Origin of the sequence: Flavobacterium sp. HSC-32F16 (assembly GCF_024171645.1) — a bacterium.
In the GTDB taxonomy this organism is placed as follows: Bacteria; Bacteroidota; Bacteroidia; order Flavobacteriales; family Flavobacteriaceae; genus Flavobacterium.
In genome coordinates, this window is sequence record NZ_JALKAC010000002.1 from 977,810 (window position 1) to 996,361 (window position 18,552).

Genomic DNA, 18,552 nt, shown 5'->3' on the forward strand with positions numbered 1-18,552 from the left:
CGGCTTACCACAAGCTGAGCCGTTTTTTTAAAATCTTTAAGATGAAAAAATTAGGTTTAATTTTTATGTTTTTTACTATTGTGTGTTCAGCGCAGCAAGACGCTCAATTCACGCAATATATGTACAATACGATCGAAATAAATCCCGCTTATGCAGGTTCTCGTGGCGTACTGAGCGTTTTTGGTTTATATCGTACACAATGGATTGGTCTTGACGGAGCGCCGGAAACAAGTACTTTTTCTGTAAATACACCTTTAACTAACAGCAATTTAGGATTAGGAGTTTCTTTGGTAAACGATAAAATCGGGCCAACAAACGAAAACACATTATCGGCAGATTTGTCATACAGCATTCCAACATCAGAATCATTTAAACTTTCGTTTGGTATCAAGGCAACAGCAAATCTTTTTAATCTTGATGCAAGTAAATTAAGTTATGAAGATCAAAACGACGAACTGTTTCAGGACATCAAAAATAAGTTTACGCCCAATATTGGAGCCGGAATTTACTGGCATTCAGATCGTGCTTATTTAGGATTATCAGTTCCTAATTTTATCGAAACGAATCGGTATGATGATAATGATACAGCCATTTTCAAAGAAAAAATAAACTACTACTTCATGGCCGGTTATGTATTTAATCTGGATCATTTAGAGTATATAAAATTTAAACCGGCTTTATTGACCAAAATGGTAGAAGGGGCACCTTTACAAATAGATGTTTCGGGTAACTTTATGTTTAATGATAAGTTTGTTCTTGGGCTTGCTTATCGCTGGAGTGCTTCGGTAAGTGCTATGGCAGGTTTTCAGGTTACAAAAGGAATGTATATAGGATATGGTTACGATCATGAAACCACACAATTAAGAAAATACAATTCAGGATCGCACGAGATTTTCCTTCGTTTTGATTTCTTTAATAATTACAGCAAACTTACCTCACCAAGATTCTTTTAATCGATAAATTATGAAGCTTAAAAAAATACTTTTTCCCTTTTTGTTCTTTTGCTTTTTCATGGCAGATGCCCAAACGGCCAGTATAAAAAATGCAGATAAAAAATATGATAGTTACGCTTACGCGGATGCTATAAAAGCCTATGAAAAATTAGTTGAAAAAGGAGTTAGAGAAGAAAGAATATTTCAAAGACTCGGCAATTCCTATTATTTCATTGGCGAATTAAAAGACGCTTTAAAATACTATCAGGAATTATTCAGCATCAATGAAAATCAGGAAGCAGACTATTTGTATAAATATGCTCAGTGCTTAAAATCAGAAGGAAATTATGCTAAAGCCGATGAAATTCTAGAGAAATTCTCCCAAAAAGCACCTTCAGATAAAAGAGCCGTTTTATTCTCAAAAAGCAGAAATTATTTAGAAGATATTAAATCAAATTCAGGACGTTTTGATATTGCAGATGCCGGAATCAACTCAAAAGATTCAGATTATGGAAGCACTATTTTAGATAATAAACTAGTTTTTACATCAGCAAGAGATACAGGTTCAATAATCAAAAAGAATTTTAAATGGACAAATAAAGCCATTTCGACTTTATACGCCGTAGATTTAAATCCTGACGGAAGCATTGGAAAACCAATGTTGTTCCATAAACAAAATCTACAGGTTAACTTCAATCAGTCTACTCCGGTTTTTACAAAAGACGGACGCACGATGTATTTCACCAGAAATAATTCAGTAGATAGAAAAAGAAAACAAAACGAAAATAAGGTTACCTTTTTAAAACTATATAAAGCAGTTTTAATTAATAACGAATGGAAAGAAGTACAGGAACTTCCTTTTAACAGCGACGAATACAGCGTGGCGCATCCTGCTTTAAGTGTAGACGAAAAAACATTATATTTTGCATCAGATATGCCGGGAACGTTAGGACTTTCGGATATATATAAAGTAAGTCTTTTTTCAAACGGAGCTTATGGAACACCAGAAAATTTAGGACCGGAAATTAATACCGAAGGAAGAGAGACTTTTCCTTTCATTTCAGATGAAAACGAACTTTATTTTGCCAGTGACGGAAGACCGGGTTTAGGCGGACTCGATATTTATGTTTCTAAAATAACCAAAGAAGGAACTTTTGAGGAAGTGCAAAATGTTGGAGAACCTATTAACAGCAAACAAGACGATTTTGCTTTTATCATTAACAGCAAAAACAGAAATGGTTTTTTCTCTTCAAACAGAGCAAACGGCCACGGACTTGACGATGTGTACCGATTTACAGAAAACCGCAGATTAATTTGCGAACAGCAAATATCCGGAATAATTACAGATCAGGAAACAAACGAAAAACTTTCAAATGTTGCTTTGATTTTATTTGATGAAACAGGTAAAACTGCCATTGAAGCCAAATCTGATGCCAACGGAAATTATGTTTTTTCGAATGTAAGATGCGGTAAAAAATACTATATCAAAACATCTAAAGAAGATTATTTGTTTAAAGAAGTTTCGATAACGCTGAAAAAAGCAACAGGATCTGCTTCTCTGCCAATAGCTTTAGAAAAGAAACCAAAACCAATAACAGCAATTCCGGTTGTAATAAAAACCAATAATTCGATTAAACCGGTTAAAGTTACCATTGCAGTTGGAACCGATTTAGGGAAATTATTAAAAATCCCGATGAACTTTTTTGATTTAGGAAAAGCCACAATCAAAAAAACGTCTGAACCTCAATTGCAAAAAATGGTTGATATGTTAAACCAATATCCAACAATTAAAGTTGATATTCGTTCGCATACAGACAGTCGTTCCTCTTCAGAAAGCAATCAGATTTTATCAGATAAAAGAGCGCAGTCTACCAAAGACTGGCTGGTAAGCAAAGGAATTAATGCAGACCGATTAACCGCAAAAGGATTTGGAGAAACACAATTAGTAAATAAATGTGCCGATGGTGTAAAATGTACAGAACAACAGCATCAGCAAAACCGACGAAGCGAGTTTATAATTACAAGTTTGTAATTTGACATATAAAAAAGGCTTTCTAGAAATATATTTCAGAAAGCCTTTTTTATTATATGACATTATAAGAATTTAGAATTTCGTCTAATATTTCCATTTCATCCGTTGGAAACATTTCTAAGACCATTTCTAAAATGAGCGCTACATTAATTGGTGAGGTTTTAATGGTATTCGAAGCCTTATGTGCTTCGTGATCCAGCGCAACAATACATAGTTTTAATATTTCAGCAATAACACAGCCTAGTTCAGAATAATTTGAAAGTTTAATTTGTGCTGTATAAGTTCCTGTATTGTCATTAGACGGTTTTAAAGTACTGAGGTTTCTGGCAGTTAATTTTTTTAAGTATGCTAATTTTTTAATTTCATTGGTTTCCATAATACGATATTTTTTGATTGTAAATTATTTCGTTTTGTTTTATGCAAGTTGGTCTTTTTAGATTTAATTTTTAACATACCATAATATGTTAAAGTAGAATTTTTCTTAAAAATATTAAAGAAACAAATCTATTAAAATGTGAAAAAAGACAGCACGACATATATGTCGTGTTAATATTTTTTACTATTTCTAAACCATTTTACCACAATAATTCCCCAATCTTGTCATTTCGACGGAGGAGAAATCTTCTCAAGTAACTTCGCAGTTAAAATCCAATCTTTGTCGAGCTTCTCGCGGAGATTTCCCCTTAAACATGAAGTTTACTTTGCAGTGCTTTTTTATTTCAATCAAAATCTCAAAAGTTAAAAAATCTAATTTTCCACAAAAAACGCCTGTAATTTTTTTCTCCCGTTAAAGTATAATTTTGAAAACTCTAAAAACAATGTATTTTATTTAAAATGAGATAGTTATGTTTTTAAAAAATCGATTTCGCTGCACATCGTATTTGTTTTTATTATAACTTTATAAAAACTAAAATTTTTCAGATATGACTGTAGATCAAATACTAAACGCAAAAGGGAAAAATGTTTTTTCGGTACGTTCAACAACAACTGTTTATGAAGCTTTAAAAGTAATGGGCGATAAAAACATCGGCGCTATTCTGGTCATAGACGGAACCGATTTAAAAGGAATTTTATCTGAAAGGGATTATGCTCGAAAAATTGTTTTAAAAGATAAATCCTCCAAAGAAACATTTGTGCATGAAATTATGGAAAGCAATGTTTTTACAGTCTTGCTTTCAAATAATATTGACGATTGTATGGAACTTATGAGTACAAAAAGAATCCGACATCTGCCGGTTTTAGAAAACGGAATCGTGGTAGGAATAATTTCGATTAGTGATGTTGTTAAGGCTATTATTGAAATTCAAAAAGACACCATTCATCATTTAAACACTTATATCTCACAGTAAATACTTCTATAAAAACTTTTTAAAATAGTCCGTTTCAAATCGGGCTATTTTTTTTGATTCTGCCATTTTTATATTTTAACAAAAGAAAGCAGTAAAAGCGTCCCATTTTAAACTAAGACTTATATCTTTGTAAGCTAGAATAAAAGCTAAAAATAATGAACAAAGAGAGTAAAAAAAGAGAGGCATTACTGTACCACGCAGAGCCAACTCCAGGAAAAATTCAGGTAGTTCCAACAAAAAAATATGCAACCCAGAGAGACTTATCGCTGGCTTATTCGCCGGGAGTTGCTGAGCCTTGTTTAGCAATTGCAGAAAACATTGAAGATGTTTATAAATATACAGCAAAAGGAAATTTAGTTGCCGTAATCTCAAACGGTACAGCTGTTTTAGGTCTTGGAGATATTGGTCCGGAAGCAGGAAAACCTGTAATGGAAGGAAAAGGTTTGTTGTTTAAAATATTCTCGGATATTGACGTTTTTGATATCGAAGTTGATACAAAAAATGTTGAAGAATTTATTCAGACTGTAAAAAATATTGCTCCAACTTTTGGAGGTATTAATCTTGAAGATATCAAAGCACCGGAATCTTTTGAAATCGAAAGAAGATTAATTGAAGAATTAGATATTCCGGTAATGCACGATGATCAGCACGGAACAGCAATTATTTCTTCTGCGGCTTTAATCAACGCGCTTGAATTAGCAGGAAAAAAAGCCGAAGATGTAAAAGTAGTAGTTTCCGGAGCAGGATCTGCTGCAATTGCTTGTACTGACTTATATGTTTTATTAGGAGTAAAAGTCGAAAATGTTTTAATGTTTAATAGTAAAGGGCTTTTAACAAAAGACAATCCTGCACTTTCAGACTTACAATTAAAATATGCAATTGACGGTCCTAAAATTGAATTAGCAGAAGCAGTAAAAGGAGCAGATGTTTTCATCGGATTATCTTCGGGAGATATCTTGTCAGCTGAAATGTTATTAACAATGAAAGAAAACCCGATTGTTTTTGCAATGGCAAATCCAAATCCGGAAATCGATTATAATTTAGCTGTAGAAACTCGTAAAGATGTTATTATGGCTACAGGCCGTTCTGACTTTCCTAATCAGGTAAACAACGTTTTAGGTTTTCCTTATATATTTAGAGGAGCGTTAGACGTTCGTGCTACAAAAATTAACGAAGCTATGAAAATGGCTGCTGTAAAAGCATTGGCTATTTTAGCAAAAGAACCAGTTCCAGAACAGGTTAACGTAGCTTACGGAGCAATGAAGTTAGGTTTCGGACAAGAATATATCATTCCTAAACCATTCGATCCTAGATTGATTACTGTTGTTGCGCCTGCAGTTGCAAAGGCAGCAATGGAATCTGGAGTAGCAAAAAATCCTATTACAGACTGGGCTGCTTATGAAGACAAGCTTCTGGAACGTATGGGTAATGACAATAAAATGGTGCGTTTAATTACAAACCGTGCAAAATTAGATCCTAAACGAGTTGTTTTTTCTGAAGCTGATCAATTAAATGTGTTAAAAGCAGCACAAATTGTACATGAAGACGGAATTGGTATTCCGGTTTTATTAGGAAGCAGAGAAACTATTTTAGAATTAAAAGCTGAGTTAGGTTTTGATGCTGAACTGGAAATCATCGATCCTAAAACAAACGAAGAAGAAGCAAGACGTAACCGATTTGCAAATTCATACTGGGAAACAAGAGAACGCAGAGGTGTTTCGTTACTTGATGCTCAAAAATTCATGCGCGAAAGAAACTACTTCGCAGCCATGATGGTAAACGAAGGAGAAGCAGATGCTCTTGTTACAGGTTATTCAAGAAGTTATCCAAGTGTTGTAAAACCAATGCTTCAATTAATTGAAAAAGCGCCTGGAGCTTCACTTGTTGCAACAGCAAACATGATGTTAACTTCTCGTGGGCCAATGTTTTTATCAGATACGGCTATAAACATTAATCCAACTTCTGAAGATTTAGTAAATATCGCATTGATGACGGCTAAAACAGCAAAAATGTTCGGAATTGAACCTGTTATTGCAATGGTTTCGTATTCAAACTTTGGTTCATCAACACATCAAAATGCTTCAAAAGTAAGAGATGCTGTGGCGTATTTACATAAAAATCACCCTGAGATGGTCGTAGATGGTGAAATTCAGGCAGATTTTGCTTTAAATTCAGAAATGCTTCAGGAGAAATTTCCATTCTCTAAACTAGCAGGAAAGAAAGTAAATACACTGATCTTCCCTAACTTAGAGTCAGCAAATATTACATATAAGTTGATGAAAGAATTGAATAAATCAGCTTCTATCGGGCCAATTATGATGGGATTAAATAAACCGGTTCACATTTTTCAATTAGGAGCAAGCGTTGAAGAAATGGTAAACATGGCAGCAATTGCGGTTATTGACGCTCAGGAAAAAGAAAGCAAAAAGAACAAATTGGCACAATAGAGTAATAAAAATAAGGGTCAAATAAAATTGTCCTATTTTTATTGCATTTTTAATTATATTTGGTTCTTATAAATTATATTATGATAGCACATTTGCAGGGAAAGTTAGTTGAAAAAAATCCCACAGAAGTAGTAATTGATTGCGGTGGAGTGGGATACCACGTAAATATTTCTTTACATACTTTTTCATTAATTCCGAATGCTGATTTTATAAAATTGTATACGCATCTTCAAATTAAAGAAGATGCGCATACTTTATATGGGTTTATAGAAAAGTCTGAACGTGAGATATTTAGAATGTTGTTGTCTGTTTCAGGAATTGGAGCCGGCATTGCACGAACAATGCTTTCGTCTATAGAGCCTAAACAAATTATCAATGCCATTGCCTCAGGAGATGTTGGTGTTATACAGTCTATAAAAGGCATTGGAAACAAAACAGCACAGCGAGTAATACTTGATTTAAAAGAAAAAGTGTTAAAGTTGTACGATTTGGATGAAGTTTCTGTTGTCCAAAACAATACAAATCGAGATGAAGCGTTATCTGCTTTGGAAGTTTTAGGATTCGTTCGTAAAGCCTCTGAAAAAGTAGTAGAAAAAATCGTGAAAGAAGATCCGGAAGCTACTGTAGAAACGATCATCAAAAAGGCTTTAAAAAGCTTATAAAATCAATTTTATATAACCAATTGTATGCGTAAAATTTGTATTTTTTTACTGGTTTTATTTTGTGGTAACATTTTGCGATCACAAGTAAATCCGGCGGTTCAAGATACAACAAAGACTCAATTTTCTGTTGGAAAAATGGAGTTAGAAAATCCTCCAAGCATACTTTCGGCTTATAAATATGATCCCGTTACAGATCGATACATTTATACAACATCTGTAGATGGTTTCTCTATTAACTATCCTTTAGTTTTAACACCAAAAGAATACGAAGATTTACTTTTGAAAGAATCCAGAAGAGATTATTTCAGAAAAAAAATGGATGCGATTGACGGTAAAAAAACCGGAGCCGAAGCAGCCAAAAAAGATTTACTGCCTAGATATTACATTAATTCAAGTCTTTTTGAAAGTGTATTTGGCAGTAATACTATCGATGTAAAGCCTACCGGTTCTGTAGAAATGGATTTAGGTGTGCGTTACACCAAACAGGATAATCCTGCCTTTTCTCCCCGAAACAGATCAAGTCTTACATTCGATTTTGATCAGCGAATCAGCATGAGTTTGATGGGGAAAATTGGAACCAGATTGGAAGTAAATGCCAATTACGATACACAATCAACATTTGCATTTCAGAATTTATTTAAGCTGGCTTATACACCTTCAGAAGATGATATTATTCAGAAAGTAGAAGTTGGTAACGTTAGTATGCCGCTTAACAGCACGCTTATTCGTGGTGCACAGAGTTTATTTGGTGTAAAAACACAATTGCAGTTTGGAAGAACAACAGTTACAGGTGTTTTCTCTGAACAAAAATCGCAGACTAAAAGTGTAGTAGCAGAAAATGGAGGAACAGTTCAAAACTTTGATTTATTTGCTTTGGATTATGATAATGATCGTCACTTTTTCTTATCTCAGTATTTCAGAAATAAATACGACGCTTCATTAAAAAATTATCCGTTTATAGACAGCCGTGTGCAGATTACAAGATTAGAAATTTGGGTAACCAACAAACAAAATCGTGTAACTACAACCGGAGGAGGAAACAACTTAAGAAACATTATAGCACTTCAGGATTTAGGAGAAGCTCAAGTAACAGGCGTTCCTGATAATGAAGTAGTGGTTATTAGTTCTACAGCGGGATTTTTCAATAACCCAATTGACAGCCCAACAAGTAATACAAATAACAAATACGATCCGGCAGCAATTGGTCAGGGAGGTTCTTTTTTAAATTCCAATATTAGAGAAATCGTAACCGCAAAATCTGGTTTCAATAATACTAACGTGAGTGAAGCCACAGATTATTCGGTATTAGAAAACGCAAGAAAACTAACAACAAACGAATATACTTTTAATCCGCAATTGGGTTACATCTCTTTACAGCAGCGTTTGGCAAATGATGAAATTTTGGCCGTTGCATTCGAATATACTGTTGGAGGTAAAGTGTACCAAGTTGGAGAGTTTGGAAGTGACGGAGTTGATGCGACTGTAGTTACAGGAAGTAACAATACAAATCAGGCCATTATTACGCAGAGTTTAATTTTAAAAATGCTGAAAAGTAATTTAACAAACGTTAAAAATCCGGTTTGGAACCTGATGATGAAAAACGTTTATCAAATTCCTCAGGCATACCAAATTAAACAAGATGATTTTAGACTTAATATTCTTTATACAGATCCGTCTCCTATTAACTACATAACGCCGGTTCAGGGATCAGCTTTTCCTTCAAATCCAACTTCGGATATGAAGGTTGCAGATACTCCATTGTTAAATGTTTTCAACTTAGACCGTTTAAATTACAACAACGATCCGCAGGCAGGCGGAGATGGTTTCTTCGATTACATTCCGGGAATAACGGTAGATGTACAAAACGGACGCGTTATTTTTACAACAAAAGAGCCTTTTGGAGAGTTGATATTCAATAAATTGAAGAACGGCTCAGGAGAAACTTACAACGACCCAACTACTTATAATGCCAACCAGCAGAAGTACGTATTTAGAAATATGTACCGAAATACTCAGGCAGGTGCTTTACAGGATAGTGACAAAAATAAATTCTTATTAAGAGGGAAATACAAATCATCAGGAAGCAACGGTATTCCTATTGGGGCCTTTAATGTACCGCAGGGTTCTGTTGTAGTTACAGCTGCAGGACGAGTTTTAGTTGAAGGAATAGATTATAGTGTCGATTACCAGTTAGGACGAGTTCAAATTCTTGATCCGTCGCTGCAGGCATCAAACACACCAATTGAAGTTTCGTTAGAGAATAATTCAATCTTCGGACAGCAGACACGAAGATTTATGGGGGTAAATGTTGAGCATAAATTTTCCGATAATTTTGTGCTTGGAGGAACTTTCTTAAAAATGACAGAAAGGCCTTTTACTCAAAAATCCAGTTATGGTCAGGAATCTGTAAACAATACTATTTTTGGATTTAATGGAAACTATTCTACAGAAGTTCCATTTTTGACACGTTTAGCAAATAAACTTCCAAATATAGATACAGATGTTCCTTCTAATCTTTCTATTCGTGGAGAAGTTGCGTTTTTAAGACCGGACGCTCCAAAAGCAAGTGATTTTGAAGGTGAAGCTACAATTTATGTAGATGACTTTGAAGGTTCGCAGTCCACTATAGATATGCGTTCTGCTTATGCATGGAGTTTAGCTTCGACACCATTTATTACTTCTATAAACGACAATACTTTTAATGCTAATTCTAATACTTTAGAATATGGCTTTAAAAGAGCAAAACTAGCTTGGTATACGATTGATCCTGTGTTTTATTCTTCAAAACCTTCGGGAATTTCAAATGATGACCTATCGTTAAATACTACCAGAAGGGTTTACAGCAGAGAGTTGTATCCAAATACAGATATTGCGCAAGGACAAATTCAGGTTGTTAATACTCTGGATTTAACCTATTATCCATCTGATAGGGGACCATATAACAACAATCCAAATTTTGGAACAAGTAATCCGTCTACTAATTTTGGTGGAATTATGCGTGCTTTAAATTCTACCAATTTTGAGCAGGGAAATGTGGAGTATATTCAGTTTTGGGTTCTCGATCCTTATGTTGGAAATGGCGAAGCTCCGGCAACAAATTCAGGTAAAATCTATTTCAATTTAGGTGAAATTTCAGAAGACGTTTTAAAAGACGGACGTAAACAATATGAAAACGGATTAGGGCCAGATCAAATCATGGTAAATCCACAACCGCTTTGGGGAGATGTTCCGGCATCACAATCCTTGATTTATGCGTTTGATACCAATGCCGATAACCGAAAAAATCAAGATGTTGGTTTAGATGGTCTGCCAAGTTCACGAGAAGGATCTGTTTATACCAATTATGCAGGAGAATCAGATCCTGCTGCTGACGATTATACTTATTACTTAAATACAGATGGAGGCGTGTTAGAGCGTTATAAAAATTATAATGGTACCGAAGGAAACTCAGCCGTAAGTATTAATGATCCTAATCGTGGTTCAACGACACTGCCGGATGTTGAAGATATTAACCGTGATAATACAATGAATACAATCAATGCGTATTATGAATACAGCATTGATTTAAAACCAGGAATGGATGTAGGTGAAAACTACATTACAGATATTAGAAATGTTACAAATGTTGAACTTCCAAACGGCGGAACAACAAATGCAAGATGGATTCAGTTTAAAATTCCGGTTTCACAACCTCAAAACACAGTTGGAAATATTACAGATTTTAGATCTATCCGTTTCATGCGTATGTTTATGACTGGATTTAATGATCAGATGACGGTTCGTTTTGGAGCTTTAGATTTAGTAAGAGGAGAATGGAGAAGATACACAGGAACACTAGATGCAAATGACCAAAATCCTGATGATGATGGAGTAGAATTTGATGTGGCGGCGGTTAATATTCAGGAAAATGGAACCAAATGTCCGGTAAACTACGTAATGCCTCCGGGAGTTCAAAGAGAACAATTGTATAATAACAACACTGTTATTAATCAAAACGAACAAGCTTTAGCTGTTAGAATTGGCGGTACAGGATTGCAGTACCAAGATTCTAGAGCAGTTTTTAAAAACGTAAGTGTTGATATGCGTCAATACAAAAAACTAAAAATGTTTTTACACGCAGAATCACTGCCAAATGAAGTGCAGCTAGAAGATGATGAAATGATTGGTTTTATTCGTTTTGGAAATGACTTTACACAAAACTTTTATCAAGTTGAGATTCCGCTGAAAGTAACCAAAGCAGGAGGAACTTGTACAATAAGTCCAGATTTGGTTTGGATGGAGGATAACAGTATTGATTTAGCTCTTGACCTTTTAACCAGAATGAAAATCAAAGCAATGAGCATTGATATTAATTCTTCTAAAAGGGATATTAATGGTATTTATTATCCAGACAATGACCCTGATTTAGCCGGAGGTGATGGTGACGGTAAATTAACTTTGGGTATTAAAGGTAACCCTAACTTTGGTTTGGTTCGAAACTTAATGGTTGGGGTAAAGAGCAGGGCAGATCACAAAGACATTAAAGGAGAGGTTTGGTTTAACGAACTTCGTATAGCTGATTTAGAGAATAAAGGAGGAATGGCCGCGATACTAAATGTTGATACTAACATGGCCGATTTTGCAACTGTTTCGGCTACTGGTAGAAAAAGTACAATTGGTTTCGGTTCATTAGAACAAGGAGCTAATGAGCGTGATCGTGAAGATGTGCAGCAGTATAATATCGTTACAAACTTAAATCTAGGAAAACTGCTTCCTAAAAAATGGGGAATCAATCTGCCGTTTAATTATGCAATTGGCGAAGAAGTAATTACTCCTGAATATGATCCTTTTAATCAGGATATTAAATTAGATCAGTTAATTAAGGAAACTACAAATGAGGCAGAAAAAGAAAATATAAGAACTCGTGCCGTTGATTATACAAAACGAAGAAGCATCAACTTTATTGGGGTAAGAAAAGACAGAGCCCCAGAGCAAAAACCTCATGTATATGATGTAGAAAACTTTACATTTTCACAATCATACAATCAGGTAGAGCGCCACGATTATGAAGTTGAAGACTATGAAGACGAACAATCAAATACAGCTGTAAACTACGCTTATACTTTCCAGCCAAAAGAAGTGGTTCCGTTTAAGACTACTAAATTTATGAAGAAAAGTGAATATTGGAAACTGTTAAGTGATTTCAATTTTAATTACCTTCCTTCAAATATATCTTTTAATACTAATATTTTAAGGCAAAGCAACCGTCAGCAGTTTAGAGAAGTTGAGGTTGAAGGAATTGGTCTTGATCCGCTTTATCGAAGAAATTTTGCCTTTAATTATCAATATGGATTTGGCTTTAACTTAACTAAATCTTTAAAGCTTAATTATTCGGCAACATCAAATAACATTGTTCGAAACTTCTTAAATGATGATAATTCACCAAAAGAAGATTTTAATATTTGGGATGATTACTGGGATATTGGTACGCCAAACCAGCACGCACAGCAATTGGTTTTAAATTATGATATTCCAATTAATAAAATTCCAATCTTTGGTTTCGTTAAAGCAAGTTATTCCTATACCGCAGATTATATGTGGCAGCGATCTTCTACAGCATTTTCTGAATACGAAGATCCAAATGGAACTGTATTTGATTTAGGAAATACCATTCAAAATTCAAATTCAAATACGCTAACAACAACTTTGAATATGAATACGCTGTACAAATATCTGGGTTTAACACCGGGAGCAAAAAAAGCAGCGAAACCTAAACCGGCAGCGCCGCCAAAGCCAGGTGAAAAAATTGTAAACACAACAAAACCGGTCGTAAGCACCAGCCCGTTTTATGATGGTTTAATTGGTATTTTGACCAGTATTAAAAATGTTCAAATTAATTACACTAAAAACAGCGGAACTGTTTTACCGGGTTATACACCAAGTGTTGGGTTTTTAGGAACCTCTAAACCAAGTTTAGGATTTGTTTTTGGAAGTCAGGACGATGTGCGTTACGAAGCAGCTAAACGAGGATGGCTTACAACTTATCAGGATTTCAACCAGAATTTTACACAAGTTTCAAATAAGCTTTTGAAAGTTACGGCTAATATTGATTTACTTCCAGATTTAAAAGTAGACTTATCAATGGATCGCTCTTATTCTGAAAATACTTCAGAGCAGTATAGCGTTGATCCAACAACTAACGAGTACAAATCGTTGTCGCCTTATACTTATGGAATGTTTTCTATTTCGACAGTAATGATTAAAACAGCTTTTTCAGCAAGTGATGAAAATCAGTCGGCAGCGTTTGATGATTTTAGAAACAATCGTTTAATTATTGCAAATCGCCTTGCCGAAGAACGCTATGGGTCAGGTACTGTCATTCCAAGATATGGTGATGCAAATAACCCAATTCCGGCTGCAACAGATGCTAACTACGCTATTTATGCGGCTAACGAAGGATATCCAATTGGATATACAAAAAGTAATCAGGCCGTTTTATTACCGGCTTTCTTAGCGGCATATACAGGTGCAGATGCTTCAAGTTCTTCTACTAATATTTTTAGAAATTTTCCAATTCCAAACTGGAGTATTAAATATAACGGATTAATGCGCTATAAATATTTCAAAGATAAATTTAAGCGTTTTTCATTGCAGCACAATTATAGAGCATCGTATACAATAAACCAGTTTAGATCTAATTTTGATTACAACAGCTCGCCAAAAGTACAGGATGTTAATACTAATTTCTACAATGAAACTATAATGTCTAATGTCAATTTAGTAGAACAGTTTAGTCCGTTAATTAGAATGGATTTTGAGTTGAAAAGTTCACTGCGCGTTCTTTCTGAAATTAAAAAAGACAGAGCTCTATCTATGAGTTTTGATAATAACTTATTGACAGAAGTAAAAGGAATGGAATATATTATTGGTTTAGGATACCGTTTTAAAGATGTTATTTTCTCATCAAGATTGGCTGATAATCCTACCGGAATCATTAAAAGTGATATTAATATCAAAGCTGATTTTTCTTTGAGAAACAACGAAACATTAGTACGTTATTTAGATTATGATAATAACCAGCTGGCAGCGGGTCAAAATATATGGTCAATTAAATTAACTGCCGATTATTCGTTTAGTAAAAACCTAACCGCAATATTCTATTACGATCATTCGTTTTCAAAAGCAGTTATTTCGACTTCATTTCCGTTAACGAATATAAGATCTGGCTTTACACTTCGATATAATTTCGGAAATTAAATTTAGTTTTCTAAACCATATATTATTAGAAGATTATTACATTTGTTGCAGAATTATTAAAATATCAATTTTCAAACATACTATTATGAGCATACCAGCAAATTTAAAGTACACAAAAGATCACGAATGGGTTAGCATCGAAGGCGATGTTGCGACTGTAGGAATTACTCATTTTGCACAAAAAGAGTTAGGAGATATCGTGTATGTTGAAGTAGAAACTTTAGATCAGACACTTGATAAAGATGAGGTTTTTGGAACAGTAGAAGCTGTAAAAACAGTTTCGGATTTGTTTTTGCCTTTAACAGGAGAAATTATTGCTTTTAATGAAGATTTAGAAAGTGCACCTGAAACGGTAAATTCTGATCCTTATGGAGCTGGATGGATGATTAAAATTAAAATTGCAGACGCATCAGAAATAGATACATTATTATCTGACGAAGCTTATAAACAACTTATCGGTGCCTAAACAATTATTGTTAATCTGGGCAATGTTATGCTCAGGAATCATTGCTTATTTTTGTTTAACAGATTCAAGTAATCTTCCTGCCGTAAGTTTTCCCAGCATTGACAAAATAGTGCATTTTTGTTTTCACTTTGGTTTTACCATTTCCTGGATTGTGTTCTTTAAAAAAGAGCTGAAAGGAAAAGATGTTAATGATTATAAAGCCTATTTTATTTCGTTTATATTTTCGGTTTTTTTCGGAATAACGATCGAAATTCTTCAAGGTGTTTTAACAGTAACAAGAGCATCAGATGTAACAGATGTTTTAGCAAATGCGCTCGGAGCACTCGTGGCAGTTTTTACGGCTATAGCTTTAAAAAAACAGATCGATAAAATATAAGAATATAATTACCCACTTCGGTGGGTTTTTTATTGGCAGAAAATCAGCTTTATAAAACAGTATTTTTTCTGAATTATAATGTACTTTTGCGCCATTCTATCTAACTTCAATATTATGAATGTTAAGCAGTACCTAGATTCAACTTACTTAAAAACAGCATCTCAGGCCGGAATTTCGGAAGAGGAGAATAGTGTTGTGGTTAAAAATGCAATTTCAGAAGCTGTTCAGGAAAGATTTAAGCTGATTATGATCAGGCCGGAATATGTGAGTTTGGCAAAAGAAATGATTTTGAAATCAAATTCAACTTTACTTGTGGGTACTGTAATCGATTTTCCGGAAGGAAAATCAAGTTTAGAAACCAAGATTAAAGAAGCAAACGAAGCGATAGAAAACGGTGCCGATGATTTGGATTTTGTCTGCAATTATGAAGCGTTTAAAAATGGAGACACTTCCATAATAAAACAAGAAGTTTTAATTGGAACCCAAATTGGACTAGCTGCTAATAAAACAGTAAAATGGATTATTGAAGTTGCTGCTTTAAATGAAAAAGAAATTATTCAGCTTTGTGCTCTGATAAAAAATGTTGTGATATCAAATTTTAAAGAAGAAGACTATGCATCTGTTTTTGTAAAATCATCAACAGGTTTTTTTAAAACCTCAAATGATCTGCCAAACGGAGCAACAGTTCCTGCTATAATAATGATGCTGGAAAATGCATCGCCTTTACCGGTTAAGGCCGCGGGTGGTGTTCGTTCTTATGAAGACGCAATAGAAATGATTCGTTTAGGAGTGAAACGAATTGGAACTTCGGCAGCAAAAGCAATTGCAAACGGAGAAAATACCACAAATCAATATTAAATAAAAGCCCCAAATTTACGTGAATAAGTTATTTTTATCTTTTATCATTTTACCCTTATTTGTTTTTTCCCAAGAAACAAATATAAAACAAGGGTTTACTTCAGAGCAATTTCCGGTTTTTCCAAGTTGTGAAAACCTTCAGGCTAAAAATCTGGAGAATTGTTTTTATAAGGAAGTACAGGATTTCGTCTATAATAATTTTGAAATTCCGGCAGATCTTAAACAAAACAATTATAAAGGAGAGGTAAAAGTTCTTTTTGAAGTGGATGCCAATGGCGAATTTAAAGTGATTTATGTAAATGCGGCAGACGATGCTCTTGTAGAAGAGGCAAAACGAGTTTTTGGGAAGTTTCCAAAAATCAAACCTTCTACTTACAACGGAAGACCGACTTATTCAAAATATACCATTTCAATTGATATACCTTTAAAAAATGCTGATCAAATTGCTGCAGAAGCTTTGGCAGCATCACAAATTTTAAAGCCAGTTGACAAACCAATGACAGAACTGGATAGTATTGTATATAAAAAATACAATATGCCCGAATTCGAAAGTCATTTAAATATTCCTTTTTCTCATAGTTATTATGCGCAGTTTGATGGTGCAATGAATCAGGTTGGAAGTAACAATCATACTGCTTCAAAACCTTATACATATACCGAGGTTTTAAAATATTATAATTTAAAAGCCGTAAATCAATCGCTTCAAAAAAATGTTTCCAGCTGGTTAGGCAGAAAATGGTGGAATGAAAACATGGTGCAGATTCAGGGAGAAGATTACTGGCTGGCTTTAAACCCGATTGTAGATTTGCAAATGGGAAAAGCTTCAGATCTTGATGCTTCTTATTCTTATGTAAATACACGTGCTTTAAACTTTAGAGGAGGCTTAGGAAAACAGATAAACTTTACAACGACAGTTTTTGAAAGTCAGGGCCGATTTGCCGGATATTATAATGATTATGCCGAAACATTAAAACCTTCCGGTGGAAATCCAGCCATTATTCCGGGAATGGGAATTGCAAAACGATTTAAAACTGATGCGTACGATTTTCCTTTAGCGGAAGCGAATATTACTTTTGCACCGGGAAAAATATTTGATTTTCAATTAGGGTACGGCAGAAACTTTATTGGAGACGGATATCGTTCTTTGCTTGAAAGTGATGGAGCAAGTCCATATCCTTATTTTAAAATTAATACCAACTTCTGGAAAATAAAATATACCAACACTTACATGTGGCTTAAAGATGTTCGTCCGGATGTAACGCTGGATAAAACGTATGCTACTAAATTTATGGCCAATCATTATTTGAGCTGGAACGTTTCAAATAGATTGAATTTGGGTTTCTTTGAATCTGTAGTTTGGACAGATACTAACAATAGAGGATTTGATGTGAATTTTGTAAATCCGATTATTTTTTATCGTTCAGTTGAATTTGGTTCATCATCAAAAAGCGGAAATGCTCTTTTAGGTGCGACGGCTAAATACAAATGGAACAACAATGTTAATTTATATGCTCAATTTTTGCTGGATGAATTTTCTGTTTCAGATATGGGAGCGGGAGAACAGAGCTGGAAAAATAAATTTGGTTACCAATTAGGAGCTAAGTATTATAATGCTTTTAAAGTTAAAGATCTTCTTTTACAGTTAGAATATAATCATGTTCGCCCTTATGTGTATTCGCATAGTGCTGTAATTACGAATTATGGACATAACAACCAAAGTATTGGACATCAATGGGGAGGAAATTTTGAAGAACTTGTTGCAATTGGACGTTATCATAAAGGACGTCTTTTTGCCGATGCTAAATTTACTATGGGAACAAGAGGTTTAGATTTTGATACCGCACAAGACAGCTTTAATTATGGTGGTAACATATATAAAAGTTATGATGAAAAACGACCTTATAATACAGGTGTAAAAGTAGGGCAGGGAAATAAAACCAGTGTTTTTATTGCTGATATTCAGGGTGGATATTTAATAAATCCAATAACGAATTTAAAATTGTTTGGAAGTTTTATTTACAGAAACTTTGATCCAACTCAGGAAACAGCAACAACTTTTAAGCAAAGTACCACTTGGTTTACGATCGGATTGCGTTCAGATATCTTTAATTGGTATTTTGATTATTAGAATTTTTAATAAGATTTTTCGAAATAATACTGTTAAAGATTTACAAGTTCGTATTCTGTAAAGGTT

Annotated in this window: 11 protein-coding genes; 10 read left to right on the forward strand and 1 reads right to left on the reverse strand. The window is 34.2% G+C overall.

Features of this window, described 5'->3' with window-relative positions; genetic code table 11:
* Nucleotides 1-41: 41 nt before the first annotated feature.
* Together L1276_RS10835 and L1276_RS10840 are read left to right on the forward strand one after the other, a co-directional pair.
* Complete coding sequence (locus L1276_RS10835; RefSeq protein ID WP_253787620.1) at nt 42-953, forward strand: type IX secretion system membrane protein PorP/SprF; 912 nt, start codon at nt 42-44, stop codon at nt 951-953.
* 10 nt (nt 954-963) lie between these two features.
* On the forward strand, nt 964-2,964 hold the full coding sequence (locus L1276_RS10840; protein WP_253787622.1) for an OmpA family protein: 2,001 nt from the start codon (nt 964-966) through the stop codon (nt 2,962-2,964).
* Between the two features lie 52 nt (nt 2,965-3,016).
* On the opposite strand, the gene L1276_RS10845 is transcribed toward L1276_RS10840, so the two are convergent.
* Nucleotides 3,017-3,340, reverse strand: a complete 324-nt coding sequence (locus tag L1276_RS10845; protein ID WP_253787624.1) for a hypothetical protein — start codon at nt 3,338-3,340, stop codon at nt 3,017-3,019.
* 547 nt (nt 3,341-3,887) lie between these two features.
* On the opposite strand from L1276_RS10845, the gene L1276_RS10850 reads away from it, so the two are divergent.
* The 8 genes from L1276_RS10850 (at nt 3,888) to L1276_RS10885 (ending at nt 18,486) form a co-directional block, all read left to right on the forward strand.
* On the forward strand, nt 3,888-4,313 hold the full coding sequence (locus tag L1276_RS10850) for a CBS domain-containing protein (RefSeq protein ID WP_253787626.1): 426 nt from the start codon (nt 3,888-3,890) through the stop codon (nt 4,311-4,313).
* A 155-nt stretch (nt 4,314-4,468) separates the two neighbouring features.
* Complete coding sequence (locus L1276_RS10855) at nt 4,469-6,760, forward strand: NADP-dependent malic enzyme (RefSeq protein ID WP_253787628.1); 2,292 nt, start codon at nt 4,469-4,471, stop codon at nt 6,758-6,760.
* 80 nt (nt 6,761-6,840) lie between these two features.
* A complete protein-coding gene (gene ruvA, locus L1276_RS10860) occupies nt 6,841-7,422 on the forward strand; it encodes a Holliday junction branch migration protein RuvA (protein WP_253787630.1) in 582 nt (193 codons plus the stop codon).
* A 24-nt stretch (nt 7,423-7,446) separates the two neighbouring features.
* Nucleotides 7,447-14,658, forward strand: a complete 7,212-nt coding sequence (gene sprA / locus L1276_RS10865; protein ID WP_253787632.1) for a cell surface protein SprA — start codon at nt 7,447-7,449, stop codon at nt 14,656-14,658.
* Between the two features lie 85 nt (nt 14,659-14,743).
* Nucleotides 14,744-15,124, forward strand: a complete 381-nt coding sequence (gcvH, locus tag L1276_RS10870) for a glycine cleavage system protein GcvH (protein ID WP_253787634.1) — start codon at nt 14,744-14,746, stop codon at nt 15,122-15,124.
* Nucleotides 15,117-15,500, forward strand: coding sequence for a VanZ family protein (locus tag L1276_RS10875; RefSeq protein ID WP_253787636.1), 384 nt, complete (start codon nt 15,117-15,119; stop codon nt 15,498-15,500). The genes gcvH and L1276_RS10875 overlap by 8 nt, the downstream gene beginning before the upstream one ends.
* Nucleotides 15,501-15,614: 114 nt before the next feature.
* Complete coding sequence (gene deoC / locus L1276_RS10880) at nt 15,615-16,358, forward strand: deoxyribose-phosphate aldolase (protein ID WP_253787638.1); 744 nt, start codon at nt 15,615-15,617, stop codon at nt 16,356-16,358.
* Nucleotides 16,359-16,377: 19 nt separating this feature from the next.
* The gene (locus L1276_RS10885; RefSeq protein WP_253787640.1) at nt 16,378-18,486 is read left to right on the forward strand and encodes an energy transducer TonB; all 2,109 of its coding nucleotides are present in this window, start codon (nt 16,378-16,380) and stop codon (nt 18,484-18,486) included.
* Nucleotides 18,487-18,552: the final 66 nt, after the last annotated feature.

Excerpts from the sequence above, each read along its gene's own strand:
- L1276_RS10835 (WP_253787620.1), top strand. The coding sequence starts at position 42 with ATGAAAAAATTAGGTTTAATTTTTATGTTTTTTACTATTGTGTGTTCA.
- L1276_RS10840 (WP_253787622.1), top strand. The coding sequence starts at position 964 with ATGAAGCTTAAAAAAATACTTTTTCCCTTTTTGTTCTTTTGCTTTTTC.
- L1276_RS10845 (WP_253787624.1), bottom strand. The coding sequence starts at position 3,340 with ATGGAAACCAATGAAATTAAAAAATTAGCATACTTAAAAAAATTAACT.
- L1276_RS10850 (WP_253787626.1), top strand. The coding sequence starts at position 3,888 with ATGACTGTAGATCAAATACTAAACGCAAAAGGGAAAAATGTTTTTTCG.
- L1276_RS10855 (WP_253787628.1), top strand. The coding sequence starts at position 4,469 with ATGAACAAAGAGAGTAAAAAAAGAGAGGCATTACTGTACCACGCAGAG.
- ruvA (WP_253787630.1), top strand. The coding sequence starts at position 6,841 with ATGATAGCACATTTGCAGGGAAAGTTAGTTGAAAAAAATCCCACAGAA.
- sprA (WP_253787632.1), top strand. The coding sequence starts at position 7,447 with ATGCGTAAAATTTGTATTTTTTTACTGGTTTTATTTTGTGGTAACATT.
- gcvH (WP_253787634.1), top strand. The coding sequence starts at position 14,744 with ATGAGCATACCAGCAAATTTAAAGTACACAAAAGATCACGAATGGGTT.
- deoC (WP_253787638.1), top strand. The coding sequence starts at position 15,615 with ATGAATGTTAAGCAGTACCTAGATTCAACTTACTTAAAAACAGCATCT.